The 24,398-nt window shown below is 50.1% G+C and carries 29 protein-coding genes; 18 read left to right on the forward strand and 11 right to left on the reverse strand.

Annotation, left to right across the window (positions count from 1 at the left end):
- Positions 1-2: 2 nt before the first annotated feature.
- Genes AC3QL0_RS01635 through AC3QL0_RS01650 form a run of 4 tightly spaced genes read left to right on the forward strand, consistent with a single transcriptional unit; the run spans position 3 to position 2,895 of the window.
- The gene (locus AC3QL0_RS01635; RefSeq protein ID WP_493009775.1) at positions 3-854 is read left to right on the forward strand and encodes an ABC transporter ATP-binding protein; all 852 of its coding nucleotides are present in this window, start codon (positions 3-5) and stop codon (positions 852-854) included.
- A complete protein-coding gene (locus AC3QL0_RS01640; protein ID WP_493009776.1) occupies positions 855-1,796 on the forward strand; it encodes an MlaD family protein in 942 nt (313 codons plus the stop codon).
- 44 nt (positions 1,797-1,840) lie between these two features.
- The gene (locus tag AC3QL0_RS01645; protein ID WP_493009777.1) at positions 1,841-2,476 is read left to right on the forward strand and encodes an ABC-type transport auxiliary lipoprotein family protein; all 636 of its coding nucleotides are present in this window, start codon (positions 1,841-1,843) and stop codon (positions 2,474-2,476) included.
- A 26-nt stretch (positions 2,477-2,502) separates the two neighbouring features.
- Complete coding sequence (locus AC3QL0_RS01650; protein ID WP_493009778.1) at positions 2,503-2,895, forward strand: VOC family protein; 393 nt, start codon at positions 2,503-2,505, stop codon at positions 2,893-2,895.
- A gap of 15 nt (positions 2,896-2,910) precedes the next feature.
- Here the strand turns inward: AC3QL0_RS01650 and AC3QL0_RS01655 are convergent, their stop codons facing one another.
- Entirely contained in the window at positions 2,911-3,390 is a 480-nt protein-coding gene (locus AC3QL0_RS01655) for an Lrp/AsnC family transcriptional regulator (RefSeq protein WP_493009779.1), read from the reverse strand.
- Positions 3,391-3,525: 135 nt separating this feature from the next.
- Between AC3QL0_RS01655 and hppD the strand changes: the two genes are divergently transcribed.
- Genes hppD through AC3QL0_RS01675 form a run of 4 tightly spaced genes read left to right on the forward strand, consistent with a single transcriptional unit; the run spans position 3,526 to position 6,642 of the window.
- Positions 3,526-4,611, forward strand: a complete 1,086-nt coding sequence (gene hppD, locus AC3QL0_RS01660; RefSeq protein WP_493009780.1) for a 4-hydroxyphenylpyruvate dioxygenase — start codon at positions 3,526-3,528, stop codon at positions 4,609-4,611.
- Between the two features lie 35 nt (positions 4,612-4,646).
- Positions 4,647-4,964: a 4a-hydroxytetrahydrobiopterin dehydratase gene (locus tag AC3QL0_RS01665; protein ID WP_493009781.1), complete on the forward strand. Its 318-nt coding sequence runs from the start codon at positions 4,647-4,649 to the stop codon at positions 4,962-4,964.
- Positions 4,965-4,993: 29 nt separating this feature from the next.
- Positions 4,994-5,899 carry a phenylalanine 4-monooxygenase gene (gene phhA, locus AC3QL0_RS01670; RefSeq protein WP_493009782.1) on the forward strand — a complete coding sequence of 302 codons (906 nt, stop codon included), beginning with the start codon at positions 4,994-4,996 and terminating at the stop codon, positions 5,897-5,899.
- A 38-nt stretch (positions 5,900-5,937) separates the two neighbouring features.
- Positions 5,938-6,642, forward strand: a complete 705-nt coding sequence (locus AC3QL0_RS01675; RefSeq protein ID WP_493009783.1) for an SDR family NAD(P)-dependent oxidoreductase — start codon at positions 5,938-5,940, stop codon at positions 6,640-6,642.
- A gap of 166 nt (positions 6,643-6,808) precedes the next feature.
- Here AC3QL0_RS01675 and maiA read toward each other — a convergent pair whose 3' ends face one another.
- Genes maiA through AC3QL0_RS01705 form a run of 6 tightly spaced genes read right to left on the reverse strand, consistent with a single transcriptional unit; the run spans position 6,809 to position 11,970 of the window.
- Positions 6,809-7,459, reverse strand: coding sequence for a maleylacetoacetate isomerase (gene maiA, locus AC3QL0_RS01680; protein ID WP_493009784.1), 651 nt, complete (start codon positions 7,457-7,459; stop codon positions 6,809-6,811).
- Positions 7,460-7,518: 59 nt separating this feature from the next.
- Positions 7,519-8,532 (reverse strand): fumarylacetoacetate hydrolase family protein, encoded by a 1,014-nt coding sequence (locus tag AC3QL0_RS01685; protein WP_430221620.1) that lies wholly within the window; start codon positions 8,530-8,532, stop codon positions 7,519-7,521.
- Positions 8,533-8,590: 58 nt separating this feature from the next.
- Complete coding sequence (locus AC3QL0_RS01690; protein ID WP_493009785.1) at positions 8,591-9,604, reverse strand: DctP family TRAP transporter solute-binding subunit; 1,014 nt, start codon at positions 9,602-9,604, stop codon at positions 8,591-8,593.
- A gap of 31 nt (positions 9,605-9,635) precedes the next feature.
- Positions 9,636-10,919: a TRAP transporter large permease gene (locus AC3QL0_RS01695; protein WP_493009786.1), complete on the reverse strand. Its 1,284-nt coding sequence runs from the start codon at positions 10,917-10,919 to the stop codon at positions 9,636-9,638.
- A gap of 1 nt (position 10,920) precedes the next feature.
- The gene (locus tag AC3QL0_RS01700; RefSeq protein WP_493009787.1) at positions 10,921-11,415 is read right to left on the reverse strand and encodes a TRAP transporter small permease; all 495 of its coding nucleotides are present in this window, start codon (positions 11,413-11,415) and stop codon (positions 10,921-10,923) included.
- A gap of 15 nt (positions 11,416-11,430) precedes the next feature.
- The gene (locus AC3QL0_RS01705) at positions 11,431-11,970 is read right to left on the reverse strand and encodes a VOC family protein (protein WP_430221616.1); all 540 of its coding nucleotides are present in this window, start codon (positions 11,968-11,970) and stop codon (positions 11,431-11,433) included.
- 190 nt (positions 11,971-12,160) lie between these two features.
- Here AC3QL0_RS01705 and AC3QL0_RS01710 point away from each other — a divergent pair, with 190 nt between their 5' ends.
- Positions 12,161-13,138 carry a LysR family transcriptional regulator gene (locus AC3QL0_RS01710; protein ID WP_493009788.1) on the forward strand — a complete coding sequence of 326 codons (978 nt, stop codon included), beginning with the start codon at positions 12,161-12,163 and terminating at the stop codon, positions 13,136-13,138.
- 2 nt (positions 13,139-13,140) lie between these two features.
- Here the strand turns inward: AC3QL0_RS01710 and AC3QL0_RS01715 are convergent, their stop codons facing one another.
- Entirely contained in the window at positions 13,141-13,686 is a 546-nt protein-coding gene (locus AC3QL0_RS01715; RefSeq protein ID WP_493009790.1) for a LuxR C-terminal-related transcriptional regulator, read from the reverse strand.
- 159 nt (positions 13,687-13,845) lie between these two features.
- Between AC3QL0_RS01715 and AC3QL0_RS01720 the strand changes: the two genes are divergently transcribed.
- The 3 genes from AC3QL0_RS01720 (at position 13,846) to AC3QL0_RS01730 (ending at position 16,774) form a co-directional block, all read left to right on the forward strand.
- Entirely contained in the window at positions 13,846-14,553 is a 708-nt protein-coding gene (locus AC3QL0_RS01720) for a CoA transferase subunit A (protein ID WP_135866394.1), read from the forward strand.
- A 5-nt stretch (positions 14,554-14,558) separates the two neighbouring features.
- On the forward strand, positions 14,559-15,200 hold the full coding sequence (locus AC3QL0_RS01725) for a CoA transferase subunit B (protein WP_493009791.1): 642 nt from the start codon (positions 14,559-14,561) through the stop codon (positions 15,198-15,200).
- 158 nt (positions 15,201-15,358) lie between these two features.
- Positions 15,359-16,774, forward strand: a complete 1,416-nt coding sequence (locus tag AC3QL0_RS01730; RefSeq protein WP_493009792.1) for a short-chain fatty acid transporter — start codon at positions 15,359-15,361, stop codon at positions 16,772-16,774.
- Positions 16,775-16,871: 97 nt separating this feature from the next.
- On the opposite strand, the gene AC3QL0_RS01735 is transcribed toward AC3QL0_RS01730, so the two are convergent.
- Positions 16,872-17,630: a glutamine amidotransferase gene (locus AC3QL0_RS01735; protein ID WP_493009793.1), complete on the reverse strand. Its 759-nt coding sequence runs from the start codon at positions 17,628-17,630 to the stop codon at positions 16,872-16,874.
- 138 nt (positions 17,631-17,768) lie between these two features.
- Between AC3QL0_RS01735 and AC3QL0_RS01740 the strand changes: the two genes are divergently transcribed.
- Positions 17,769-18,653: a DMT family transporter gene (locus AC3QL0_RS01740; RefSeq protein ID WP_493009794.1), complete on the forward strand. Its 885-nt coding sequence runs from the start codon at positions 17,769-17,771 to the stop codon at positions 18,651-18,653.
- 35 nt (positions 18,654-18,688) lie between these two features.
- The gene (locus tag AC3QL0_RS01745; protein WP_493011025.1) at positions 18,689-20,212 is read left to right on the forward strand and encodes an MFS transporter; all 1,524 of its coding nucleotides are present in this window, start codon (positions 18,689-18,691) and stop codon (positions 20,210-20,212) included.
- An 8-nt stretch (positions 20,213-20,220) separates the two neighbouring features.
- Here AC3QL0_RS01745 and AC3QL0_RS01750 read toward each other — a convergent pair whose 3' ends face one another.
- On the reverse strand, positions 20,221-21,096 hold the full coding sequence (locus tag AC3QL0_RS01750) for a LysR family transcriptional regulator (RefSeq protein WP_493009795.1): 876 nt from the start codon (positions 21,094-21,096) through the stop codon (positions 20,221-20,223).
- Positions 21,097-21,193: 97 nt separating this feature from the next.
- On the opposite strand from AC3QL0_RS01750, the gene AC3QL0_RS01755 reads away from it, so the two are divergent.
- On the forward strand, positions 21,194-21,538 hold the full coding sequence (locus AC3QL0_RS01755; RefSeq protein ID WP_493009796.1) for a DMT family transporter: 345 nt from the start codon (positions 21,194-21,196) through the stop codon (positions 21,536-21,538).
- Positions 21,539-21,540: 2 nt separating this feature from the next.
- Positions 21,541-21,870, forward strand: coding sequence for a multidrug/spermidine efflux SMR transporter subunit MdtI (gene mdtI / locus AC3QL0_RS01760; RefSeq protein WP_493009797.1), 330 nt, complete (start codon positions 21,541-21,543; stop codon positions 21,868-21,870).
- 7 nt (positions 21,871-21,877) lie between these two features.
- On the opposite strand, the gene AC3QL0_RS01765 is transcribed toward mdtI, so the two are convergent.
- Positions 21,878-22,690, reverse strand: coding sequence for an AraC family ligand binding domain-containing protein (locus tag AC3QL0_RS01765; RefSeq protein WP_493009798.1), 813 nt, complete (start codon positions 22,688-22,690; stop codon positions 21,878-21,880).
- 106 nt (positions 22,691-22,796) lie between these two features.
- Between AC3QL0_RS01765 and AC3QL0_RS01770 the strand changes: the two genes are divergently transcribed.
- On the forward strand, positions 22,797-23,735 hold the full coding sequence (locus tag AC3QL0_RS01770) for a DMT family transporter (RefSeq protein WP_493009799.1): 939 nt from the start codon (positions 22,797-22,799) through the stop codon (positions 23,733-23,735).
- A gap of 96 nt (positions 23,736-23,831) precedes the next feature.
- Positions 23,832-24,146 (forward strand): DMT family transporter, encoded by a 315-nt coding sequence (locus AC3QL0_RS01775; RefSeq protein ID WP_493009800.1) that lies wholly within the window; start codon positions 23,832-23,834, stop codon positions 24,144-24,146.
- The last annotated feature ends 252 nt before the right edge of the window (positions 24,147-24,398 follow it).

Consider the following 24,398-nt stretch of genomic DNA (forward strand, 5'->3'; position numbering starts at 1 on the left):
TCATGCATCAGACACAGGCCCAAGCCGCAGAGAAAAATAGCGATATCTTGGTAGATATTAAAAAATTGTGGACCGTTTTTGGCACGGGCGACAAAGCTTTTGCTGTGCACCAAGATTTAGATTTACAAATACGTCGCGGTGAAATACTCACGATTGTGGGTGGTTCAGGTACCGGTAAAACTGTATTGCTGCGCCATATCTTGGGGTTAACACGTCCTACCAAAGGAACGGTGCGTATTGATGGGCAAGACCCAGCATCATTACCCCCAGAGGGCGCGTCGGCACGCATAGGGATGCTATTTCAACGTGGTGCGTTGTATTCGGCATTTAATGTGCTGGACAACGTGGCCTTTGCGTTGCGTGAGCAGCAAAGTTTGCCCGAGCAAGTCATACGCGATGCGGCGATGGTGAAGCTACAGATGGTAGGGTTAAAGCCTGAACATGCTTCACGTATGCCTTCTGACTTATCGGGTGGGATGATCAAACGTGTGGCGTTGGCGCGCTCGTTGATTATGGACCCGCCCTTATTGCTGCTGGATGAGCCTACTGCAGGTCTGGACCCACGCGGCTCAGACGAGTTTTGTGAATTGCTGTTAGCGATGCACAAAGAGTTGGGCTTTACCGTGGTGATGGTAACTCACGATTTGGATACCTTGTACGCGTTGAGTGACAGGGTGGCCGTGTTGGCAGAAAAGAAAGTGATTGTGGAAGGTACTACCGACGAAGTAGTGCAGTTCAAACATCCTTTTATAGAACAGTTTTTTCTGGGTGAACGAGGCCGTCGCGCACGCGAACCCATGCAATCTTCAGCGACGGCACAGACCGTCTCGACGCAGCATCCGGAGTCGAATTAAATGGAAAATAAATCACATGCCATGGCAGCTGGCGTTTTTGTGCTGGTCGTTGCAGCACTATTGAGCTTGCTGGCATATTGGCTGACCCGCGATCAGGGTACTTACGTGGATTATGAGCTTTCCAGCACGCAAGCTGTGACAGGCTTACAACCGCAAGCTGCCGTACGCTACAAAGGGGTAACGGTGGGGCGTGTGGCCTCTATAGGGTTTAACGACGAGCATCACGGTATGGTGATCATCCATATTAAAGTGGAAGAATCTACCCCTATTTCTGCCAAAACCTATGCTACGTTGGGATACCAAGGGGTGACGGGGTTAGCGTACATAGAATTGGATGATGACGCTGTAGCACAGCCTGCGTTGGGAGAAACTGCTAGTGGGTTTAAACGCTTGGAAATGCACCCTTCACGGTTAAGTCGTCTGGTGGAAATGGGGCCAGAGTTCCTGGGCGAAATCCAAGAAACCGTGGTGAGTCTGAATGCATTGCTGAGTAAAGAAAACCAGCAGGTATTAATGCAGTCCATCGCAGGGATGGGGGCGGCTGCGCAAAATGCGGCGGATGTCATGGAAGGCTTAAAGCCAGTAGTGGCAACTATTGCTAAAGACATTGAAACCGACATGCAAGTCATACGTCAGGCTGCGGGTAATCTGGCCAAAATGGGCCAAGACGTAAGCGGTATTGTGCAAAATATGCGCGCTCCGGGAGGTGTCATTCCGAATTTGCAGCAGGCGGCACAGTCCTTGTCTGTAGTGGGCTCGGAACTGGGTAATGCTACCCTGCCAAGCTTGCAACGCATGATGGAAGAAGTCAGTGGTGCAGTACAAGAAGTCAAAGTATTGATGCATCAAGTGTCCAGCAACCCACAACGTTTCCTGTATGGCCCAGATAGTAGTCAGCCAGGCCCAGGTGAGCGTGGTTTTAGAGCGCCTGCTGCGAACTGATAGGAGGATAAAAAATGGTTGCGACACAAGGAAAACTAAATTCCATGAAGAAAAGCATAGCTCTCAAAGTAGGCCTGTTAGCAGGGGCAGTAGTGCTGTCTGCGTGCTCGGTGTTACCTAAACCCCCAGCAACGGCAACGTTATACGATTTGGGCCCAGCAATTAGCAAACCTGTAGACCTACCAGTAGGTAAGCGTCCAGTGATGGTTGCCGCGATTACTGGCCAAGGCTTGATTCCGGGTAGCACAGCGATGTTGTACCGTTTTGCGAATGTGGATCAGCAATTACGTGCCTATCAAGAAGCCCGGTGGAGCCGTCCTATTGAACAATTGTTTGGCTTGCAACTGCGCCAGCAGTTGGAACAAGGGCGTCCTATTCTGGATAGCGAATTCAGTGTGACGCGTATGCGAGCAGGTGATCAGTATCCATTGGTGCTGCGTGTAGACATAGAAAACTTCGAGCAAATCTTCCAAGACGATCAACACAGCAAAGCTGTTGTGCAGTTGCGTGCCACCTTGGTTGAACCTGGTGCAACAGGTGACAAACTCTTGGCACAACGTACCTTTGTCAGTGCTATTGATGCGCCCGAAGCTAACGCTGCAGGTGGTGCACAAGCGTTGGCAAACGCGAGTCGTACGTTGGCAGGTGAAATTGATCGTTGGTTACGCAATTACGAGTAATGTGACACGCATTGGGTGAGAGCAGCATGAAGTTTGGCTACACGATTATTTATGTGCCTGATGTGGATGCATCATTGAGTTTTTTTACGCAAGCTTTCGGCTTTAAACGTCGATTCTTGGCCGAATCTGGTGATTATGGCGAGTTAGAAACTGGCCAAACTACACTGGCATTTGCCGCGCATACGTTGGGTGAAATGAACTTTTCAACTGGCCACGTAGAGGCGCATACATCAGAAAAACCGCTGGGTATAGAAGTCGCATTTGTGACTGATAATGTGCTGAAAGCCCATCAAAAAGCCTTAAAAGCAGGGGCTATAGAGCTTGAAGCGCCTATTATCAAACAGTGGGGGCAAGCCGTGTCGTATGTGCGCTGCCCCGACGGCACCTTGGTGGAGTTGTGTAGTCCCGTGGGTGGCTAAGTAATAAGAAAAGGGCTAGATAGGTAGCCCTTTTTCTTCTTTTACCCATTCCAATACAAAGCTGGTACGACAATCACGAACGATCTCGTGGCGTAGTAGCTTGTCAGATAAAAAGCGTGAAAAGTGCGCCATGTCGCGCACGACCACGCACAGCATGTAGTCCATTTCTCCCGCCAAAGCCACACAGCCTGTCACCTCAGACCACGATTGCACCAGTGACCTGAACATTTCGCGCGGGCTGTTTTTGGCGTGCGAGCTTTGCTTTTCCAGACGCAAGTTAATGTAGGCTGTCAGACCTATGCCTATGGCTTCAGGGCGTATGGTGGCCCGGTAATCCTGAATCACACCTTCTTTTTCCAGACGTTTTACACGACGTAAAACGGCAGATGAGGACAGCCCTACTTGGGTGGAGAGTTCGTCAAAAGAAGCGCGTGCTTGTTGTTGCAACAGGCGTAGTATGTGAATGTCGGCCTTGTCTAGCTTAAAATCATTCATATCTTTAACCAATTATCTAATTTTTGCAGGATTACTGCGTATTATAGGGTTTAACTGAGCTGTCTTTGCATTTTTAGTGCAGTGCTTGAGTCTTAAAATAAGTCTATCTAAAAGTCTTTTCTTCAGGAGAAAGCTATGGCGGATTTGTTTGAGAACCCAATGGGGCTGGATGGTTTTGAGTTTGTGGAGTTTGCCTCTCCAGAGCCAGGTCTGCTGGAGCGAACTTTCGAATTGATGGGCTTTACCGAAGTGGCTCGCCACCGTTCTAAAGACGTATCGTTGTACCGTCAGGGTGACATCAACTTCATCGTCAACCGTGAGCCTAATAGCGAAGCGGCCTACTTTGCAGCTGAACATGGCCCTAGCGCCTGTGGTATGGCTTTCCGTGTGCGCGACTCTCACCATGCTTACAAGCGTGCGCTAGAACTGGGTGCTAGACCCATCGAAATTGAAACTGGCCCAATGGAGCTGCGTTTGCCTGCCATTCGAGGTATTGGTGGCGCGCCGTTGTACTTGATTGATCGTTATCAAGATGGCCATTCCATTTACGACATCGACTTTGAATTTATTGAAGGCGTAGACCCACATCCTGTAGGTTATGGCTTCAAATTTATCGATCACCTGACACATAACGTGTACCGTGGTCGTATGTCCTTCTGGGCTGATTTTTACGAGAAACTGTTTAACTTCCGTGAAATCCGTTACTTCGATATCAAAGGCGAGTACACCGGTCTGGTTTCCAAAGCCATGACAGCCCCAGATGGTAGAATTCGTATTCCTCTTAATGAAGAGTCAGCTCAAGGGTCTGGGCAGATCGAAGAGTTTTTGCTGCAGTTCAACGGGGAAGGCATACAGCATATTGCGCTGCTGTGTGATGATATTTTCCATGGTGTAGACCAGTTGATTAAAGCCGGTGTGCCGCTCATGAAAGCGCCACCAGCTACTTACTATCAAATGCTAGAGACGCGTATTCCCGGGCATGGTGAAAACGCTGACGAGTTGAAGGCACGTGGCATTTTGTTGGATGGTACGGCTGAAGGTGGTCAACGACGTCTGCTGCTGCAAATTTTCTCTGGTACGTTGCTAGGCCCAGTGTTCTTTGAGTTTATCCAACGTAAAGGCGATGAAGGCTTTGGCGAAGGAAACTTCAAAGCACTATTTGAGTCCATTGAGCGTGACCAAATTGAACGCGGTGTGCTGGGCACAGCAACAGCTGAATAAGCCACGCCGCTTGTAACCATCAAGGAACGATGATCATGTTGAAATTGGATGACCAGGAAAGACAAATAGCATTAGAACAGTTGCCTTCCTGGCAGTATGAAGCACAACGCGGCGGGCTGATTCGACGCCAGTTTGTGCTGCATGACTTTACTGAAGCGTTTGCGTTCATGACGCAAGTGGCGTTGCATGCTGAAAAACATGATCATCATCCCGAGTGGAGCAATGTCTATAACCGAGTAGAGATTGTGTTGACCACACATGATGCTGATGGATTGAGCCAACGCGACATCGCGCTGGCCCATATTATTGACTCTGTGTTTGCTCGATGCGCTGCATCAGCTGATCAGGCCTGATGCAGGTTTGATAGCAGGAGGATACCCACATGGTAGAAACACAAAGCAGTACGTTGGATAGCGCCAAGCATGGCTTGGCAGCGGGCGACAGTTTTCAGCCCGAACGCGCAGATTGGACCATTGATCAAGGGTGGGATCGCTACACGGCAGACGAGCACAGTGTATGGAAAACGCTGTTTGAGCGACAAACCAAATTGTTGCCTCAACGTGCATGCAAAGAGTTCGTAGAGGGCATGAAAAAGCTGCCTATTTCTGCCGACAAAATTCCACATTTTGAGCAGCTTAGCGAAGTGCTGATGAAGCACACTGGCTGGCAAGTGGTGGCGGTGCCAGGCTTGGTACCTGATGATGTGTTCTTTGAGCATTTAGCCAATAGACGCTTCCCTGCCGGGCAATTTATACGCAAGGCTCATGAGCTGGATTATCTAGAAGAACCCGACGTGTTTCACGACGTGTTCGGTCATGTTCCCATGCTGATGAACCCCGCCATTGCGGATTACATTCAAGCCTACGGCAAGGGTGGTTTACGTGCTAAAGAATTAGGGGTATTGCACCGTTTAGCTCGCGTGTACTGGTACACCGTAGAGTTTGGTTTAGTGCTGGAAGATGGTGCGCCACGCATTTATGGTGCGGGTATTGCATCGTCTCGCACCGAAAGCGTCTTTAGTTTGGAAGACGACTCGCCTAACCGTATCGCGTTTGATCTAGACAGGGTGATGTGTACCAATTACCGTATCGATGATTTCCAAGAAAGCTATTTTGTAATCAAGGATCTGGATGCGTTGCTGGAGTTAGCGGCCATTGATTTCCAGCCAGTCTATGATCGCATTGCAACGCGCCCTGATTTAGACCCCGGTACTATTTTGGCTGACGATAAGGTGTATCACCGTGGTTCGGGCCGTTACCATGCAAACAAAAAACCTGTGGCGAAATAAGCGGCAGGTTGGATTCTTACCGTAGTTAGGAAGTAAACATGCAAAATACGCACTCACCTGTGGTGATGATTAGTGGTGCTAGCGGTAATTTAGGGCAGGCTGTAGCGCAGCATTTTGCGCAAAAAGGTGCGCGCTTAGTACTGGTGGCACGTAATCGTAAAGCGTTGGAAGCAGTGGCTCCAGAAGGCGATAACGTGTATTACCTTCAGGCTGATTTAATGCAGCCAGAAGCCTTGCAGCAAGGTGTGGCCGAAGCTGTCAAACGCTTCGGACGTATAGATGTGCTGTGCAATGTGGCGGGTGGCTTTCACATGGGTGAGCCCGTGCATGCTACACCCTTAGCCGCTTGGCAGCAGCAATACGACATGAACGTTATGACGGTATTGCACACAGTGCAGGCAGTGGTACCGCACATGCTGCAACAAGGTAGTGGCAAGGTGGTAAACGTAGGGGCTTTTGCGTCACGCCAAGGTTTGGCTGATATGGGCGCCTACATTGCAGCAAAAAGTGCAGTAAGTCGTATCACAGAAAGCATGGCAGCTGAGCTACGTGAAAAAGGCATTAACGTGAACTGCGTATTGCCTACGATTATCGACACGCCTCAAAACCGTGATGCCATGCCGGATGCAGATCCAGCTCGTTGGGTAAGCCCTGAAAAATTGGCGGCAGTTATTGGCTTTTTGGCATCCGAAGATGCGAGTGCCATTCACGGTGCCAGTGTGCCAGTAACAGGGCTTAGCTAACCTAACCGTGGTCCGTAGCGTTTGGGGTTGCTAAGTAGAAAGCAAAGACGCTGAAACCTCACCACATTCAGAACAGTCAGGGGACGGAGAGGAAACTTTTTTGATTTGGTGTCTCAAATCACAAAAAGTATTCCTGCAGTCCCCAGCGTGTGCGATGAATACGATTTTATGCCTCAGCGTCGGGTTGCTGTGCTGGGGCAGCTTGGTGAAATGCTGGTAGCGCTTCGCAAGCGTCTACGATGCGACTAATCGTAGGGTAGTCTTCCATAGGTAGCTTGAAACGCTTGGCGTTGAAAACCTGGGGCACCAAGCAGCAGTCGGCCAGCCCGGGCGTATCGCCGTGACAGAACGTACCAGTATGTGGATCGTTCGCCAACATGGTTTCCACGGCAGCCAAACCCTGTTTCAGCCAATGCAAATACCACTCGGTTTTCTGATCGTTATCCACACCTAAGGTGTTCTGCAAATACTTCAAGATACGCAGATTGTTGATAGGGTGAATATCGCAGGCAATGGTTAACGCCAATGCACGCACACGCGCGCGTTCAGCGGGCGTAGCAGGCAGTAGAGCGACGTCTGGGTGGGTCTCATCCAGATACTCGATAATCGCTAACGATTGCGTCAGTGTCAGGCCATCATCGGTTTCCAGACTGGGGACTATGCCCATAGGGTTTTTTGCCAAATACGCAGGCTGATATTGCTGTCCGCCATCCTGCAATAGGTGCACAGGGATGATCTCAAAAGGCAGTTTTTTCAATGCGAGGGCAATACGAACCCTATATGCCGCAGAACTGCGGAAATAACTATATAGTTTCATGGGATCTAGGCCGGTGAGGGCTACCCGCCTGCGTGAGGCAGACGGGCATACCTAGTGGATTAGGAGTTTGGTACTACGCGTTGTTCAATAGAGCCAAAAATGCTTTGGCCTTGCGCATCCAGCATCTCGATTTTCACAGTGTCGCCGTATTTCAAGAAAGGTGTTTGTGGCGCACCAGTTTCAATGGTTTCGTACATACGTACTTCCGCCAAGCAGCAGTAACCTACGCCACCGTTCTCAATGGAAGAACCGTGCAGGTTGCCCTGTTTGTTGGATACCGTACCCGAACCAATGATAGAACCTGCCTCTACTTCGCGAGATTTGGTGACGTGTGCCACCAGTTGCGCAAAGTTGAAGGTCATGTCGGTGCCTGCATCTGGGTTACCAAACAGTTTGCCATTTAGGTGCACAGTCAAAGGACGGTGTACTTTGGTGTCTTGCCATGCATCGCCCAGTTCGTCGGGTGTCACCGCTACAGGCGAGAAAGCAGAAGCGGGTTTGGATTGGAAGAAACCAAAACCTTTAGCCAATTCACCAGGAATCAGGTTACGCAGCGATACGTCATTCACCAGCATCAGCAAACGGATAGCACCTGCTGTTTGTTCTGGTGTAGCACCAATAGGCAAATCGCCAGTAATCACAGCGATTTCCGCTTCCAGATCAATACCCCACTCTTCAGAGGGAACAGGAATATCGTCACGTGGGCCGATGAAAGAGTCTGAACCGCCTTGGTACATCAATGGGTCAGTCCAGAACGAGGCTGGCAGCTCAGCACCACGAGCACGGCGTACCAATTCAACGTGATTCACGTAAGCAGAACCATCTGCCCACTGGTAAGCGCGTGGCAATGGAGAGTGCACCGCTTGGCTATCAAAGGGTTTTGCATCAGCCACTTCGTTACGGTTCAATGCGTCGTAAACGGTTTGCAACTGAGGTGCAACCTGCTCCCAGTTATCCAGGGCAGCTTGCAGGGTGGCAGCGATCTGGGGCACGGGCGTGTAGCGTGTCAATGTCCGGTCTACAACGATCAGGGTACCATCACGGCCACCTTGTTTCAGGGTAGCAAGTTTCATAATGACTCTTCCTTAGTCGGTATTGGTGGGGCGGGGCTACGCGGTAGCCCCAACTGTATTAGTTAGCAGGAGCAGCGCGCAGCTTCTCGATTTCGGAGAAGGTCTCAGCAGCGAACTCAGGACCGATTTCTGCGTTAAAGCTTTCCCATACAGGCTGCATTTTCTCGCGGAAACGAACCATTTCAGCATCGCTTACGTCGTTAACCTCTAGGCCTTGAGCGGCCAAAGCGGCTTGGGCTTCAGCGGCTTGCTGACGAGCAATTTCACGTTGGTAAATTCGGGTCTCTTCAGCTGCTTCTTTAATGATCTGTTGATCCGCTTCAGACAGTTTGTCCCAGAATTTTTTGGATGCCAGAGGCAAGAACGCGCCGTAGGAGTGTTTAGTCAACGACAGGTATTTCTGTACTTCGCCCAGTTTCAAGGAGGACGTTACAGCAGTAGGTGTACCTTGGCCGTCGATGGTGCGAGTTTCCAATGCGGTGTAGATCTCAGGCACAGCCAAGGACACAGGGTTTGCGCCTAGTGCTTTCAGTGTTTCTTGAGAAATCTTGGCTTGTACAGCGCGGAATTTCAGGCCTTCGAAGTCTTCAGGCTTAGTAATAGGATGCTTGCTGTTGGTCGCGTTGAAGAAACCGTTTTCCCAGTACGCCAAACCTACCAACCCTTTTTCTGGCAGTTGATCCAGCAAACGCTGACCAATAGCGCCATCTAAAATGGTGTCAGCTTCTTGCTCGTTAGCGAACAAGAATGGGTAATCCAGAATTTCAAACTCACGCACCATACCGGTCAAGGTAGAGGTTTGTGGCACGGTAAATTCAATGGTGCCGCCTTGCAAAGCCGAGGTTACTTGTACGTCGTTACCCAACGCTGCGTTGTAGTAAGGGCGGATTTTGATACGGCCATCACTTTTCTCTTTTACCAAGTCAATAAACTTGGCTACACCCAAACCTTGGTGCGACGTTTTAGGCAGCGTTACTGCAAATTTTGCATCAATGGTTTGAGCAACAGCTGCGCTGGACAGCAAACCTGTAGCCAGTAATACACCCAGTTTTTTTAGTAGCGTAGTGCGCATAGGGATATCTCCAGAATAATAAGTATTGTGTTTAACGCCACCACGAAGCAGGTGTGATCACCAGCTGTGGGAACAAAATAAGCAGTATCAAAATAAGCAGCTCAGCGATCAAGAAAGGCATCACGCCACGTGTTGCGCGTTCAATGCTGATCTTGCCCAGCGAGCTTACAACGTTCAGTACCACCCCAATTGGGGGCACGATCATGCCAATCGCGCAGTTCATGACAAACAGCACGCCTAGGTAAACAGGGTCTACACCAGCATCTACAGCGATAGGCACGAACACGGGTGCAAAAATCAGCACCAATGGAATCATGTCTAACACCATACCAGCGGTGAAAACCACAGCCATCATCACAGCAACCAACAAAATCGGGTTGTCTGTAAAGACATCCATCCACTCACCAACTTGGTAAGGAATGTCGGCAATGGTGATCATGTAAGACGCCACCATAGCCAGTGCTGCCAAGATCAGTACCACAGCCGATGAACGAGCAGACATCAGCAGACAGTGATAAATGCGGCTCCAGGTGAGCTCACGGTAAATCACCGTACCTACAAACAGCGCGTATGCCGCAGCCACTACAGCGGCTTCAGTGGGGGTGAAAATCCCAAAGCGCAAACCACCAATAATGATGACTGGCATCAGTAGGGCCCAGAAGCTTTGGTAAATCACTTTCAAACGCTCACGCATAGGAACGCGAGGGTTGATGGTGACGGTAGTGTCTTTGCGGGACACCAAGTACCACGCTACGATCAGCGATACAGCCATCAAAATACCGGGCACAATACCAGCCATAAATAGGCGGGTAATGGACACGTTGGTCACTACACCAAACAGCAGCAAACCGATGGAAGGTGGCAATACTGGGGCAATAATCCCACCAGCCGCCATCAAACCACCTGCACGTGCAGGGTCGTAACCGGCTTGGCGCATCATAGGCATCAAGATCGCTGCTAATGCAGCTGTATCTGCCACGGCAGAGCCAGACAAACTGGCCAACAGCAGGGCAGCAAAAATCGTGACGTAACCCAGACCACCACGTAGGTGACCAAAGAAGGCGCTAGCCAAATTCACAATACGTTTAGACAAACCGCCGGCGTTCATAAATTCGCCAGCCAGAATGAAAAACGGTACTGCCATCAAAATAAAGTTATCTGCACCGCCAATAGCGTTCTGCACCACGATTTGGGTATCGAACGAGTCGGTGGCCATCATGATGCCGATGGCAGAAAACAGCAGGGCAAAAGCGATGGGCATGCCGATAAAAATCAGCCCAACCAGAATGCCAAGAAACAATAATACGGCGGTCATGTTATTCGTCTCCGCCAGGGAAGCCTGTGGGGCTAGTAATGCTTTCCCACATATTCAAAATGGTACTTAAGACCAAGCCCACACCAAAAACGATAGCGGTGCCATACAGCCATGCATAGGAAATGCCGAGTACAGGGTAGCTATTGTCCATATTGATGAGGGTTTGCTTCCAGCCGCCAATCACGAAAATAACGCCGCCAACCAGCATCAGCAAACTACTGATCGCTACCAAAAACTTGCGGCAGGTAGGTGTGCGTTTGGCCAGAAAGGAATTAAAAGCAATGTGGGCGTGCTGACGAGTTGCCAGCACCGCGCCAAGGAAGATCAGCCAGACAAACAGCAGTCTTGCTAATTCTTCCGAAACCGCAATACCTGAGTCGAAGCCATAGCGCAGAATGACATTACCGAATACCAGTATGGCCATGATGGCAAGGCAAACAACTAGAAACAGCTCTAGCCCCTTGTTGATCCAATGTGTCAGGGATTTAAGAAACATGCGTGATCCAGAGGTTTAGTTGGCCTGATAGCTGCCGTCATGCATCCACTGTGCATGTTGTGGGGCTTTTTTGGTGCGGTCCCACTCTTCCAGCATTGCCCATTTCACGTCATCCAGTTTCTTGCTCATGTCTGGGGTCGCGGTGTTTGCAGCCAACTCTAGACGGTGACCGTTAGGATCAAAGAAATAGATGGATTTGAAAATGGTGTGGTCAGTAGGGCCAACCACGGAAATACCATCAGCTTCCAACGTGGCTTTAGTGCGCATCAAGTCGTCTACGGAATCTACTTCCAGCGCCAAGTGCTGCACCCACGTAGGTGTGTTCGTGTCACGACCCATTTCTGGTCGAGTAGGCAGCTCAAAAAACGCCAATACGTTACCGTTACCTGCATCCAAGAATACGTGCATGTAAGGATCAGGTTCTTTAGTGGAAGGCACTTCATTTTCAGCAATAGCCAGAATGAAACGCATGTTCAGGTACTTGCCGTACCACTCCACAGTTTCCTTAGCGTTTTTACAGCGGTAAGCAACGTGGTGAATTTTTTTGATTTGCATGGATGTCCCCTTAAAGGTAGAGCTGTGATCATGTGGGCCTTGTAGCCACATAAGGAGCCAGAAGTGGCCCAGATCACACAGTGACGAACCTATTACAAGGCATAATTACTTATAAAACAAATGATATTTATGGATTGTTATATCAATTTACCTTATAAATTAGGGGTAACCATTAGTTGAGGAAAACCACGTGTCTGCAGATCAATTACAGCTTTTGCGTAGCAAGCGTAACGTGACCTTACGGCAGCTACGTGCCTTTGTGGCCGTAGCGCGTACAGGCAGCTTTTCGCTGGCGGCGGAAAGCTTGTTTGTGAGTCAATCGGCGGTTAGTGCGCTCATTAAGGAATTAGAGACCGCGCTAGGTTTGGTACTGATTGATAGAAGCACACGTAGGTTGCAACTCTCCGAGGTGGGGGAAGATTTATTACCCATTATCGGAAAAGTGCTGAACGATCTAGACCATGCGCTGGATGAGTCGGCCAACTTGAAAGACCTCAAAAGTGGGTTGGTACGTATTGCTGCGCCACAGTTAATGTCGTCCACCTTATTACCTGGCATTATCGCGGCTTATACACAGCGTTATCCTGGTATACGGGTGAAGCTGGTGGATTGCGCCGTGGAAAGCGTGGTATCACGTGTGTTTTCAGGCGAGGTGGATATAGGCTTAGGGCCTGAGCGAGACAATAATTCTGATATTCATGCACAAGCGTTATTCAAAGGCCCGTTTATGGCGGTATTTCCACCGGGGCACCCGTTAGAAAAACTGCGTAGAGTGTGCTGGTCCGATTTGACGCAATATCCACTGATCTCGTTGCAAGGCCAATTTATTGAGCGGTTGTCTGAGGATCTGTACGGCGCCATTCGTGGCATGGTGTTAGAACCTGCGAATGAAGTCACCTTTATGTCTACCGCATTGGCAATGGTGAATGCCGGTTTGGGTGTGACCATTTGCGTGGCCTATGCCACCCCGTTGGTCAAACTGTACCAATTAGAAATGCGCGCCCTATATCGCCCCGTGATCACACGTAGTTTTTATTTGTTTACTCGACAAGGGCGGGCGTTATCTCCAGCCGCGACTAGCTTTATACACTTCCTACATGAATACATGGGGCAGCACCCTATGCTGAAAGCGACAGGGCGTAGTAAAGCGGCGAAAACGTATGAGTAGGATTAAACGCTGAGCATTTTCTGAATCAGGTCGGCCGTAGAGCTAGCCCCAAATTTTTGCATCAAGCGTGAGCGATGGATTTCCACGGTACGGTGGCTAATGCCTAGCTCTTTGCCTATGACTTTGGCGCTTTTACCTTCCAGTACACGGGCTGCTACTTCGCGCTCACGTGCCGTGAGCTGATGCTCGGAAATAGGGCGCTGCTCGCTGATGTCCTCAAAGCTCCAAATGCCAGCATCATGCGGTTTTTCACGGTCAAAAGAGCGGCCCGTCACGTGACACCAGAAAAATTGCCCACTAGCACGCTTCATAATGCGACTGTCGGAATATAGGCCAGTGGCATTCATGATGGGAGGAATGCGTAGTCCTAGCCGTTCAAACTCATCTACTGTGGGGTACAGCGTGAGAAAAGATTGTCCCATTAGAGCATTGCGGGTGGTCTGGAAAATTTCACAGACCCGCTGATTGCACTCCACAATGGTGCGATGACGCGAGATAACAAGACCGATGGGAGCCATTTCAAAGGCCAATCGGTAATCTTCCAGCATTGACAAAGCGACTCCTGTACGAAAAACTACGTATGCGCTTACGTAGTGCATCTTGGTAAATTATCATAGCAAGCACCTTAAGCTGCCAAGTCTACCTACCATTATCCGTAAAGTGTGGCACGATAGACTTGATGAATAATTATTGACGGAGGACTTACCTTGAACAAACTCTATCCTTCGGCGGCGGAAGCTCTGAAAGGCGTAGTAGCTGATGGCCAGACTCTGGCTGTAGGCGGCTTTGGCCTGTGTGGCATTCCTGAAGCATTGATTGATGCGCTGCGTGACTCTGGTGTGAAAAACCTGACTGCTATTTCCAATAATGCGGGTGTGGATGGCTTCGGTCTGGGCAAACTATTAGAGACCCGACAAATCAAGAAGATGATTTCTTCTTACGTAGGGGAAAACAAGGAGTTCGAACGCCAGTATTTGTCCGGCGAATTGGAACTGGAATTTACACCTCAAGGTACGTTGGCTGAAAAGCTGCGTGCTGGTGGCGCAGGTATTCCTGCATTCTTCACTAAAACTGGCGTGGGTACCTTGGTAGCAGAAGGTAAAGAACTGCGCGAGTTCAACGGTGAAACCTACGTGATGGAAGAGGCTTTGGTGGCTGATGTAGCGCTGATTAAAGCTCATAAAGCCGATAAGTCCGGAAACCTGCGTTTCCGTTACACAGCACGTAACTTCAATCCAGCGGCAGCTACCGCAGGCAAAATTACCATTGTGGAAGTGGAAGAAATCGTGGAAGTGGGCGAGTTGGCTCCTGACGATGTGCATTTGCCCGGCATTTATGTACATCGCATCGTGCATAACCCCAATCCCGAGAAGCGCATCGAACAGCGCACCATTACCACCAAGGCAGGAGCTTGATAGTCATGGCATGGACCAAAGATCAAATGGCAGCTCGTGCTGCCAAAGAATTGCAAGATGGTTTCTATGTGAACCTGGGTATCGGTATTCCTACGCTGGTGGCTAACCACGTACCAGAAGGCATTGAAGTCTGGCTGCAAAGCGAAAATGGTATGCTGGGTATTGGCCCATTTCCTACCGAAGACGAAGTAGATGCCGACCTGATCAACGCCGGTAAACAAACCGTGACTACACTGCCAGGTTCGTCCATTTTTGGTAGCGACCAAAGCTTTGCCATGATTCGTGGTGGCAAAGTGAACCTGTCCATTCTGGGTGCTATGCAGGTCACTGCTAGCGGCGACCTAGCCAACTGGATGATTCCAGGCAAAATGGTGAAAGGTATGGGCGGCGCGATGGACTTAGTAGCTGGTGTGAAACGTGTGATCGTGCTGATGGAGCACGTAGCCCGTAAAAAAGACGGTACTACCGATCTGAAAATTCTGCCAGAATGCACACTGCCTTTGACTGGCGTGGGCGTGGTAGACCGCATCATCACCGATTTAGGCGTGATGGATGTGACTCCCGAAGGTCTGAAGCTGGTTGAATTGGCTGAAGGCGTAAGCTTCGAAGACATCCAGTCTCAAACTGGTGTTCCTCTGTTGCGGTAGAATCGCGGCTCCGATGGTGACGGCCACGGGCCGCACAGCGGGATTTATAAGCCATAGCACCAAGAAATGGCTGGCCCTCACAAGGGGTCAGCCATTTTTTTGTGCAACGTTGTAATGGTTCTGATCTGTATAAACAATAAAATATCCGGAGAAGTTGTATGTCTACATTACAAGAGAGCCGATCGGCTCGTTTTGCTATGCGTTGTGCCAATTGGGCAGAACGTTGGTTTCCAGACTCATGGGTGTTCGCGACCTTGGCAGTGCTGATCGTAACAGTGGCGGCATTAGCCATTGGTGCGCCAGTAGGGGCAACTGCTAAAGCATTTGGTGACGGTTTTTGGAGCTTAATTCCCTTCACTATGCAGATGGCTTTTGTGGTGATTGGCGGTTATGTGGTGGCCAGTTCAGGGCCTGCTTCTAAGCTGATTGACCTGTGTGCCAGAGTACCTAAAAATGGCCGCTCAGCCGTGGCATGGGTAGCGATTGTGTCTATGTTGGCATCGCTGTTGAACTGGGGCCTGAGCTTGGTGTTTGGTGGTCTGCTGGTGAAAGCCTTGGCTCGCCGTACCGACATTAAAATGGATTATCGTGCGGCAGGTGCTGCAGCGTATCTGGGTTTGGGTGCGGTATGGGCATTGGGTTTGTCATCGTCGGCAGCACAGTTGCAAGCTAACCCAGCCAGTTTGCCGCCGTCCATCTTGGCTATTACTGGTGTGATTCCGTTTACAGAAACGATTTTCTTGTGGCAATCCGGCGTGATGTTGCTGACATTGATCGTGGTATCGGTAATCGTGGCCTACATGACTGCTCCTAGCGATGGCGCAGCTAAAGATGCAGAAGCCTGCGGTGTAGACCCAACGGTAGAGGTTCCCAAACCTTTTAAGCCTACTCGCCCTGGTGAGTGGTTAGAGCACAGCCCACTGCTGATCATCGTGTTGGTATTGTTGGCTGGTGGTTGGTTGTGGCAAGAATTTGCAACTAAACCTGCTATTTTGGCGATTTCTGGTTTGAATACCTATAACCTGTTGTTCTTGATGGCTGGGGCGTTGTTGCACTGGCGTCCACGTAGCTTCTTAGAGGCTGTGGCCAAAGCTGTGCCTACCACTACAGGTGTTTTGATTCAGTTCCCGCTATATGGCTCTATTGCTGCCATCATGACCACCGTTCAAGGTTCTGGTGATCACACTATTGCTCATTACATTTCCGAATTTTTTGTGAGTATTGCCTCACACGATACCTATGCGTTGTTGATGAGTGTGTACTCGGCAGTACTGGGTTTCTTCATTCCATCGGGTGGCGGTAAATGGATTATTGAAGCACCGTATGTGATGTTGGTGGCTAACCAATTGGAATACCACCTGGGTTGGGCAGTACAGATTTACAACGCGGCGGAAGCCTTGCCTAACTTGATTAACCCCTTCTACATGTTGCCATTGTTAGGGGTGTTGGGAGTGAAAGCGCGTGACTTGATTGGGTTCACCTTTGTGCAATTATTGGTGCATATCCCTGTGGTCTTGTTGCTGCTGTGGGGGCTTGGGCAAACGCTGGTTTACTTTGCGCCAATACAGCCATAGTAGATAGCGAGAGTTCCAACAATTAAGATGTTGAAGCAAAAAAGGCCAACCTTCATAACGGTTGGCCTTTTTTCTGTGACTCTTTGCTGGGGATCGTTTAGTTAGCGTTGGCTGTAGTGCTGATGGTAGCGAGTGTAGCCGCAGCACACAGGTTAACGAAATCATGCAGGATCTTCCGTGCAACGGGTGTAGAACCTAACGCTGCACACATGGCAGGAATGTCGTAGCCCTCAGTGCTAAATAGGGCTTCACGTCGACTTAGAAAATAGCTCATCACCTCGGTAGAAAATTCGGGGTGAAATTGCAGTGATAACGCGTAAGGGCTGTAGCGCAAAATCTGGTGAGCATCGTGTTCAGATGAGGCCAGCACGGTTGCTCGCTCAGGTGGTTGCAGCACGCTTTGCTCATGCGTGAGATTAGCCATAAACGAGGACGGTAAATCTGCCAGTAATGGATCGTTTTTAGCGGCATCATGCAGTTGTATAGGCAGTTGGCCTATTTCACGGCCAGATGGGTGGTAATCCACAACGCCACCCAGCGCGTGAGAGATCAATTGGTGGCCATAGCAAATGCCCAGTAAGGGCAGTTGTTGGTCTATGGCTAGTCGTATCCAGTCTGCGGTGTATTCGCTCCATGCTTCCCGGGCAGTCACCATCGACGTAGAACCCGTCAAAATTGCGCCGGCAAGTAGGTTAGGCTCAGGTAAAGTATCGCCCGATGCGGGATACAGTACTTTCACGGCAATGGGGGTTTCTGGCAGCGCCGAAATAACCCAATCTGATTGCACCCCGAGTTTTTGCTGTATATCCAGCGGTGGGTCGCCCATTTGTAAAATAGCCAAGACCTTGTGTTGCATGATGTGGTGTGTATAAAACGCAAAAAGAAAGGAGTGATTACTGTTATCTAGCTACGTAGTACGCAGCCAGCAATGAATACTATAAGATAGCAGCTTATAGTGTTATGTACATTTTTCTTCTTTCTATAAGTCCCCAACATGTTTTCGTTGAGTAAGCAGGAATTAGCTCTGGTCGCGGTGACCATGTTGTGGGGAACTACCTTTCTGATCATACACACCGCCATGCAATACAGCGGCCCGCTGTTTTTTGTGGGGCTGCGCTTTGTGACGGCAGGGCTTATAGGCTGGGTGGTATTCAGACGCGCAATGCGTGGCATTACACGCACAGAATTGTTGGCTGGTACGGTGATAGGTGCGAGTATTTTTGCAGGCTATGGTTTGCAAACCTACGGGCTACAAACCGTAAGCAGCAGCATGTCGGGTTTCATTACTGCGTTGTATGTACCCATAGTGCCGTTGCTGCAATGGCTGGTATGGCGTAAAGCGCCCAGTCTCATGACCTTGATAGGGGTCACACTGGCCTTTCTAGGTTTAGTATTGTTGGCGGGACCTACGACTGCAGGTTTTAGCCTAAGCGCGGGTGAAATTGCCACGTTGATTGGGGCATTTGCCATCGCAGTAGAAGTGATCTTGATCGGTTATTTTGCAGGCAAAGTTAATGTGCAACGCATTACGGTGGTGCAAACAGGGGCAGCAGGCGTGCTGTCATTACTGTGTATGCCCATTGCAGGTGAGTCCATTCCCGAGTTTTCATGGGTGTGGTTGGTGGCAGCGGTAGGGTTGGGCTTAAGCAGCATGGTGATTCAGTTCACCATGAACTGGGCGCAGCGTACGGTGACGCCCACACGGGCCACCCTGATCTATGCCAGCGAACCAGTATGGGCTGGCATAGTAGGGCGGATTGCGGGCGATAGACTGCCTGCTGTGGCCATCATTGGTGGCGCACTGATCGTATTGGGCGTATTGGTCAGTGAATTCAAGTTGCCACGACGAAAAAAACGCGCTCGAACCGAAGCGACTTAGTCGCTGCTGTTTATCTGGAGAAGTCTTTGTCACAAGTGACAAATAATCGCTGGCTAGTGTTGCTAGCTGTAATGCTGTTGTTCTTTCCTATCGTGCTGGATTTCACGATCCTGCATATTGCTATTCCTTCCCTTACATTGGCTTTGCAGGCTAGCGGCACAGAAGTGCTGTGGATCATCGACCTGTACTCGCTGGTCATGGTGAGTATGCTGATTCCCATGGGGACACTGGCCGATCGTATAGGCCACCGTTTGCTGCTGTTGTGGGGTGTAGTGGTGTTTACCGCTATGTCTGTTTTGGCAGCCTATGCGTGGACGTCTGCCGTGTTGATTTTGGCGCGTGCCTTGATGGCATGTGGTGCCGCCATGGTGATCCCCTCATTGCTAGCGATCATCCGACAAAGCTTTGAGGATCCCAAAGAGCGAGCCCTGGCATTAGGGCTGTGGAGCGCTGTAGGTTCTGCGGGGGCGGCATTGGGGCCGTTAGTGGGTGGTGCATTGTTGGAGCATTTTTGGTGGGGCTCGGTCTTTTTGGTGAACGTTCCCATCATGCTAGTGGTGGGGCCTTTGGCGTATGTGTTGATTCCTCGCCATTTTGTGACCGGCAAAGGGGAGTGGACTATAGGCCAAGCACTGATCCTGATGGTGGGCCTATTGGCTGCCGTATATGGGGTGAAATCAGGGTTTAAGCCGGATGGTGACTGGGGCTACAGCTTGCTGTTCTGCGCGATAGGCGTAGGGCTATTGGCGTGGTTTGTACAAAAACAGCGTCACTCTGATGCGCCTATGTTGGATATGGGCTTGTTTGCCTTACCAGCGCTGCGTACCGGTGTCTTGATGGCTACTGTAGTGATGGGGGCGTTGGCGGGTGTAGAGCTGACCATCGCGCAAGAGCTGCAGTTTGTATTGGGTAAAAGCCCGCTTTCTGCGGCGTTGGTGATGTTGCCCTTGATGGTGTCGTCAGCAGTGGGTGGGCCATTGGGCAGTATGTTGTTGGCACGAGTAGGGTTGCGGCCTATCGCTACCTTATCGCTGTTGGTGTCTGCGTTGAGTTTATTCGGTTTGGGCGCCAGTGATTTCAGTCAGGTAGGTCTGGGCATCAACATTATGTTGATAGGTTTGGGCTTATCGCTAAGCGTGGGGCTAACCGCTTCATCGGTGGCGATCATGGGCAGCACGCCAGAAGAAAAAGCGGGCGCTGCTGGGGCATTAAGCGCCAGTAGCTACGACTTGGGTTCGGCATTGGGGATTGCAGGGTTTGGTTTGGTGTTAACCGCAAATTATGCGAACCACATCCAACTACCCGCAGGTTTGCCGCCCGAGGTAGCCAGCAAGGCAGGTTTGTCTATTGGTGAAACGATGTTGATGGCCCAGCAGTTGGGTGCTGAACAAGGTCATGCCTTGGTTCTCGCAGCCCAAAACGCTTACTCTAGTGCGCATAGCATGGTGCTGTTTTCAGCGGCGGCATTAGTAGCGTTGCTAACAGGTGTGGTGTGGCGCGTATTGCGTCATTATCAGTCGCCTGAAGACGCTAGCGCCTCTGCTGAGCAAGGTGCCTAAGCGGCAATCTACACAGGGCGTTTTAGCAGTTCTGCAAAGCGTTTTTCAACCCAGCGAGCTGTTGGGTTGAGCGCTTGCCCTTGCAACCACAGCATACGCACAGACAACAGCGGCAAGACCAACGATGGACAATGTACTTGCTTCAGCGGTTTGGGGTAGCTGTCGTCTGTGGCCACGTTCAGTGGCAAAATCGCCCAGCCCACATCATCGGCTACCATCTCGGCAATACTGTAGAAACTATCGGAATGCCACAGTCTAGTGCTGTAGGTGGGTTCTTCGTCGCCATCAGTGTGCATCACCAGTTGTCGGTATTGCATCAGGTCTTTACGGCTAACGGGTTGTTCTTGCAATAAGGGGTGGCCGCTGGCTACGAAAATCCCTTGAGGAACGGTACCGATATGGCGCTGATCAAAGCAGTCGTGCACCGTTTCACGGTCGTAGTGAAAGGCTATTTCGGCGCGTTGTTGTTCTACATATTCAGCAACTTCGGCGGCGGTGCCATTTAACAACGTTAATTCTAGCTGTGGAAAACGGTCAGAAATCTCGCGTATTAACGTACGTATGGCGGTGTAGGGTAGGGCCTCATCTAAGGCTAACGATAGTGAGGCATCATCACCTGCCGCCAACGACTGCGCGCGCTGCTCAAGCTCTTGGGCCTGACGTAATAATTCACGGGCTTCCATCAACAGCACACGCCCCGCTTCGCTAAGCTGGGCGTTGCGTCCGCTGCGTGTAAACAACTCTACACCTAGGTCAGCTTCCAAGAGAGAAATCGCTGTACTGACCGCCGATTGGGCCTTGCCCAAATGTCGTGCAGCCGCGCTGATTGACCCCTGTTCTGCCGTGGTCACGAATTGTCGAAGTTGTTCAAGGCTCCATTGCATAACGCCATCCTATCTCAAAAATAGATAGGAGTCATCTTTGTAAATTCTTATCGGCGGTGGAGAATAGCTCCGTGTTCCGCAATCTATGAGGATTATCGTGTTAGTCAAACCTTGGCTGTTCTTATTGGCAGCCATAGCGGCAGAGATAAGTGGTGTGACCACCATGAAGGTAGTTTCCGAGTCTGGATCTGTGACTGCTCTGTTGTTTATGTATGCCATGATTGGCTTATCTTTTTATTTCTTAGCAACGACGATGCAGTATCTACCAATGGCCCTGACGTATGCCACCTGGGAAACCATTGGATTAATCGCCATTGCTTTTATCGGATTCCGATTTTTCGGTGAACAAGTTAGTACGCTAAAGTTGGTTGGTATAGGCGTCTTACTAGTAGGTGTGATGCTGGTGAATCTGGGTGTTCCACATCAGGTGGAGGAGTCATAATCATGCAAAACGCAGAATGGATTCACTATTTTTTCATGTTGGCCGCAATTCTTTTAGAAGTAGCCGCTAACATATTCATCAAATATTCAGATGGTTTCAAGAGGCGCTGGGCTGGGTTTCTTGGTATTGTCAGTATTCTTCTTTCGTTCACAGCGCTGTCTCAAGCCGTACAAGGTATTGATCTGTCCATTGCGTATGCGTTGTGGGGCGGTACAGGTATTTTCTTAACCACGATGGCGGGTCGCGTGTTTTTCCAACAGCGCTTGAATCGCTCTGGTTATCTGGGGATTGGGTTTATTGTTCTGGGCGCGTCAATTCTAAAATTGGCCTAATCGCGGGTTAGGGCAGTGCGTGACACGCGTCACGTAAAAACTGTCTGGGACTGCAGCCGGTTAAACGTCGGAACATAGCAATAAAGGCAGAGGATGTGGCATAGCCCATATCTAGCGCCACGGCCTCTACACTTTGACCTTGCTGCAAGCGGGGCAGAGCATGAATCAAGCGTAAACGCTGACGCCATTGCGTTAATGACATGCCTAGCTCCTGCTGGCAGCGACGTATCAAGGTACGTTCGCTACCATGAAAGTACTGCTGGGCTAGCTCGCTAAGCGAGCGTGAGTCGGCCGGGTTATTGCGCAGTACAGCTAGTACGTTTTCCAGATCGGGATCGTTGCTGTGTGGAATATAGCTGTTCGTGGTGGGAGCTTCTTTTAGCTGATCCACCAACACCAATAATAGCCGCTGATATTCTGGCGCCGATGCAAGCAGGCGCGTATCGCGCAAATACTCTAATACATTACGCAGCAATGGTGATACCAGCATGGCGCAGCCTTGTTCAGGCATATCCGCGCACAGTTCAGCACTCACGTATACCGAACACAACAACGATGCTTGATGAGAAAAGGCGGTGTGCGGTGTGTATGGAGCAAGCCACATCCCCATTTGTGGCGGAATCAGATAGTTTTTACCTTCGGCATATACCTCGGTAATGCCACTAAATGAATACACAAATTCTCCCCAAGGATGACATAGCTCGGGGTAGCGACTGTATGCGCGCGGATTCTCAATACGAAAGAAAATAGGGTCGGGCAAGTTGTCGGTAAAGGGTGGGCAGATTAATACTGCCTCAGAGAGTACGGGTCGTTTATGCATGTTGTGGCTATCCGTAATGATAGGAAGTCAGTTTCTCACTATATTTATCTATCACGCCTAGTAGATACTATAGAGCATTACATAGCGTGCAAGGCGTGACATAAAAATGAGAAAAGCGGTAGACAGTTTTGCAGTATCCATCATGGTGGTGCTGTGCTTGGTGTGGGCGATGCAGCAAGTGGCGCTTAAAGGTTCTGCCGATTACATGGCACCTTCCATGCAAGTGGCCTTGCGCTCAGGGGTGGTCGCCATACTGATTTGGTTAATACACCGGTGTTGGCTTAAAGACTCGTGGTTACCAGGCATTATTGGGCGTTCAGGCCTTGTGGCTGGTGTGATGTTTGGGCTAGAGTTTTTGCTTATCGCCGAAGGGCTGCGCTATACCAGCACCTCGCATGTGGTGGTATTTCTTTATACGGCGCCTATTTTTGCAGCCATAGGTTTGCACTGTTTACTGCCTGATGAACGTTTAAATCGCCTGCAGTGGGTGGGCATTGTGTTGGCATTCTTGGGGATAGCGTTGGCATTTTTATGGCCGGCTCTCACCAAAACAGCGACCACCGATGGGCAGTCCTTAAGCTGGTTGGGTGATATATTGGCCTTGGCTGCGGGCGCATTCTGGGGTGGCAATACCGTGGTTGTGCGTACTACGAAGCTCAAGACGGCACCGGTGACACAAGTACTGTTTTGTCAGATGTGGATTACCTGCGCGGTGGTGATGGGCTTTGCTGTGTTAAGCGGACAAACTGCTGTGACGCCAAGCACTACACTGGGTATTAGCTTGTTATTCCAAATTTTTGTGGTGTCATTGACCAGCTATTTCATGTGGTTCTGGTTGTTAGAGCGCTATCTGGCCGCAAGGCTGGGTGTGCTGACATTCATGACGCCTATGTTTGGCTTGGTATTGGGGGCATGGTTATTGGATGAGCAGGTTGAGCATTCTTTCTTGTTTGGCGCCTGCTTAGTGCTCATAGGCGTGTTTTTGGTGAATGGGCAGGCCTGGTTACAAAAAAAAGTGTGGTCAAAAAGCCAGCGTAACGAGTAGCGATTTTCACCTACAGATATAATTTTTAAGAGGACGACCTCTCACCATCCAGTGTGTAGATTACCGGGACGACCCGGCTTTTTAGGAGAAAGCCAAATGGCGTGGTTCTTGTTAATTCTCGCGGGTGCGTTTGAAGTGGTGTGGGCCTATTCCATGAAATTATCCAATGGGTTTACCCGACTCGGGCCGTCGGTAGTCACCATTGTTGCCATGATTATCAGCTTCGGCTTGTTAGCTGTCGCGATGCGTACGCTACCTTTGGGTACGGCCTATACCATTTGGACCGGTATAGGTGCGGTGGGGGCTTTTATTTTGGGCCTAACCCTCTTGGGTGAGCCTGCTACCGCGATGCGTATTATTGCCGCCGTACTGATTGTGTCTGGCTTGGTACTAATGAAGCTGGCGTCCTAATGTCTACAGGCAGCACACTAAGACAGTAGTGAGGTTGCTTGTTCGTACAGATGCCTACAAAACAGCAGAAGCTACAACTTCTGCTGTTTTTTTATGCCTGATCTTAGTCTAGGTGGGGAAGGGGGCTGTTTTAGTATTGGCCCCTAACCCTATCCCTGCGTGGCTATGTCACCACTACTTTCCTTCCATCATCAGATCCTACTTTCGCTAAGAAACGCCTAGTATTCTCCTGCTGTTGCAGAACCTATATAG

The organism is Paenalcaligenes sp. GW821-LYS-B07-1 (assembly GCF_058803365.1).

What these genes read in the sequence shown, in the direction of transcription:
- AC3QL0_RS01730 (WP_493009792.1), top strand. Translation starts at nt 15,359, where the DNA reads ATGTCTACATTACAAGAGAGCCGATCGGCTCGTTTTGCTATGCGTTGT.
- AC3QL0_RS01740 (WP_493009794.1), top strand. Translation starts at nt 17,769, where the DNA reads ATGTTTTCGTTGAGTAAGCAGGAATTAGCTCTGGTCGCGGTGACCATG.
- AC3QL0_RS01750 (WP_493009795.1), bottom strand. Translation starts at nt 21,096, where the DNA reads ATGCAATGGAGCCTTGAACAACTTCGACAATTCGTGACCACGGCAGAA.
- AC3QL0_RS01655 (WP_493009779.1), bottom strand. Translation starts at nt 3,390, where the DNA reads ATGAATGATTTTAAGCTAGACAAGGCCGACATTCACATACTACGCCTG.
- AC3QL0_RS01685 (WP_430221620.1), bottom strand. Translation starts at nt 8,532, where the DNA reads ATGAAACTTGCTACCCTGAAACAAGGTGGCCGTGATGGTACCCTGATC.
- AC3QL0_RS01700 (WP_493009787.1), bottom strand. Translation starts at nt 11,415, where the DNA reads ATGTTTCTTAAATCCCTGACACATTGGATCAACAAGGGGCTAGAGCTG.
- AC3QL0_RS01705 (WP_430221616.1), bottom strand. Translation starts at nt 11,970, where the DNA reads ATGCAAATCAAAAAAATTCACCACGTTGCTTACCGCTGTAAAAACGCT.
- AC3QL0_RS01645 (WP_493009777.1), top strand. Translation starts at nt 1,841, where the DNA reads ATGAAGAAAAGCATAGCTCTCAAAGTAGGCCTGTTAGCAGGGGCAGTA.
- AC3QL0_RS01765 (WP_493009798.1), bottom strand. Translation starts at nt 22,690, where the DNA reads ATGCATAAACGACCCGTACTCTCTGAGGCAGTATTAATCTGCCCACCC.
- mdtI (WP_493009797.1), top strand. Translation starts at nt 21,541, where the DNA reads ATGCAAAACGCAGAATGGATTCACTATTTTTTCATGTTGGCCGCAATT.
- maiA (WP_493009784.1), bottom strand. Translation starts at nt 7,459, where the DNA reads ATGAAACTATATAGTTATTTCCGCAGTTCTGCGGCATATAGGGTTCGT.
- AC3QL0_RS01715 (WP_493009790.1), bottom strand. Translation starts at nt 13,686, where the DNA reads ATGCTGGAAGATTACCGATTGGCCTTTGAAATGGCTCCCATCGGTCTT.
- AC3QL0_RS01695 (WP_493009786.1), bottom strand. Translation starts at nt 10,919, where the DNA reads ATGACCGCCGTATTATTGTTTCTTGGCATTCTGGTTGGGCTGATTTTT.
- AC3QL0_RS01635 (WP_493009775.1), top strand. Translation starts at nt 3, where the DNA reads ATGCATCAGACACAGGCCCAAGCCGCAGAGAAAAATAGCGATATCTTG.
- AC3QL0_RS01770 (WP_493009799.1), top strand. Translation starts at nt 22,797, where the DNA reads ATGAGAAAAGCGGTAGACAGTTTTGCAGTATCCATCATGGTGGTGCTG.
- AC3QL0_RS01690 (WP_493009785.1), bottom strand. Translation starts at nt 9,604, where the DNA reads ATGCGCACTACGCTACTAAAAAAACTGGGTGTATTACTGGCTACAGGT.
- hppD (WP_493009780.1), top strand. Translation starts at nt 3,526, where the DNA reads ATGGCGGATTTGTTTGAGAACCCAATGGGGCTGGATGGTTTTGAGTTT.
- phhA (WP_493009782.1), top strand. Translation starts at nt 4,994, where the DNA reads ATGGTAGAAACACAAAGCAGTACGTTGGATAGCGCCAAGCATGGCTTG.
- AC3QL0_RS01675 (WP_493009783.1), top strand. Translation starts at nt 5,938, where the DNA reads ATGCAAAATACGCACTCACCTGTGGTGATGATTAGTGGTGCTAGCGGT.
- AC3QL0_RS01665 (WP_493009781.1), top strand. Translation starts at nt 4,647, where the DNA reads ATGTTGAAATTGGATGACCAGGAAAGACAAATAGCATTAGAACAGTTG.
- AC3QL0_RS01725 (WP_493009791.1), top strand. Translation starts at nt 14,559, where the DNA reads ATGGCATGGACCAAAGATCAAATGGCAGCTCGTGCTGCCAAAGAATTG.
- AC3QL0_RS01650 (WP_493009778.1), top strand. Translation starts at nt 2,503, where the DNA reads ATGAAGTTTGGCTACACGATTATTTATGTGCCTGATGTGGATGCATCA.
- AC3QL0_RS01640 (WP_493009776.1), top strand. Translation starts at nt 855, where the DNA reads ATGGAAAATAAATCACATGCCATGGCAGCTGGCGTTTTTGTGCTGGTC.
- AC3QL0_RS01775 (WP_493009800.1), top strand. Translation starts at nt 23,832, where the DNA reads ATGGCGTGGTTCTTGTTAATTCTCGCGGGTGCGTTTGAAGTGGTGTGG.
- AC3QL0_RS01735 (WP_493009793.1), bottom strand. Translation starts at nt 17,630, where the DNA reads ATGCAACACAAGGTCTTGGCTATTTTACAAATGGGCGACCCACCGCTG.